The organism is Xenorhabdus sp. NBAII XenSa04, from assembly GCF_963866145.1.
In the GTDB taxonomy this organism is placed as follows: Bacteria; Pseudomonadota; Gammaproteobacteria; order Enterobacterales; family Enterobacteriaceae; genus Xenorhabdus; species Xenorhabdus indica.
Genome location: NZ_CAWMEB010000245.1, coordinates 1 through 996, shown reverse-complemented (window position 1 = coordinate 996; position 996 = coordinate 1). Strand labels below are relative to the sequence as shown.

The following is a 996-nucleotide window of genomic DNA, read 5'->3' as shown; positions in this document are numbered from 1 at the left end:
AGGTCGTCATAGCGATCATAGTGTTTAGTGGGTTCGGGCAAGACGGTATTGAACAGGTGTCTTATAAATAGCCATAAGACATCATATGTGCTAATGTGGGTTTGTGGGAAACCGATGAGGAATGAACTATGAGTCGCTTAACTATTGATATAACCGATCAGCAACACAAGAGTTTGAAAGCATTGGCAGCCTTGCAAGGCAAGACAATCAAGCAATATACGCTTGAACGATTGTTCCCTGACATGACTAATAATGATCAGGCATGGCAAGAGTTAAAAGCCTTGTTGAATACACGGATCAATGAAGGGATAGAAGGCAAGGTGTCCGGAAAAAGTATCGACGAAATCCTTAATGAAGAACTGGCTGAGAACGGGCGCGATTAATGGACTATGTACTGACGGAAGCTGCAGAAGCTGATTTGCGCTCAATTATTAGTTATACACGTAAACAATGGGGTAATGTGCAGGCGCGCCGCTACGTTACTACCCTTAAGAAAGGTATTGAACGTCTCGCGTGCGGAAAAGGATCTTTCAAGGACATGAGCGAACTTTTCCCAGCATTGCGCATGGCGCGTTGTGAACATCATTATGTGTTTTGTTTGCCACGTGACGGTGCTCCGGCATTAATTGTGGCCATTTTTCATGAGAAGATGGATTTATTGACACGCCTTACTGATAGGCTTTTGTAATTTTGTTGTTTTTTCAGTCGCTATCAAACTCAAATTAAGTGGGACGGATTTGGGACAGGTATCGAAAGGCAACCGCCCGTAACTGCGGGTAACTTTCGGTAAGGTGGGACGTGTGAGCACTGATAAATGCGGTAATTGCTTGATTTATAAAGTTGGCTTACTCTCTTCTAAGCCGTAGGTCACAGGTTCGAATCCTGTAGGGGTACCATCCATTCATATCGTAACGTCTTCCGAAGTCTACAAAATCCCAATAAATACGCAGTGTTGGCCTTTTTCCGTTCTCCTTTGGTCTAGTAAGGTATGTTGAA

The 996-nt window shown here is 43.7% G+C and carries 2 protein-coding genes; both read left to right on the top strand.

Translation table 11 applies throughout. The features are described 5' to 3' along the window. Positions 1-128 precede the first annotated feature (128 nt). Positions 129-383, top strand: coding sequence for an antitoxin (locus AAC147_RS09425; RefSeq protein ID WP_047686429.1), 255 nt, complete (start codon positions 129-131; stop codon positions 381-383). Beyond that, on the top strand, positions 383-688 hold the full coding sequence (locus AAC147_RS09420; protein ID WP_047686427.1) for a type II toxin-antitoxin system RelE/ParE family toxin: 306 nt from the start codon (positions 383-385) through the stop codon (positions 686-688). The genes AAC147_RS09425 and AAC147_RS09420 overlap by 1 nt, the downstream gene beginning before the upstream one ends. Positions 689-996 lie beyond the last annotated feature (308 nt).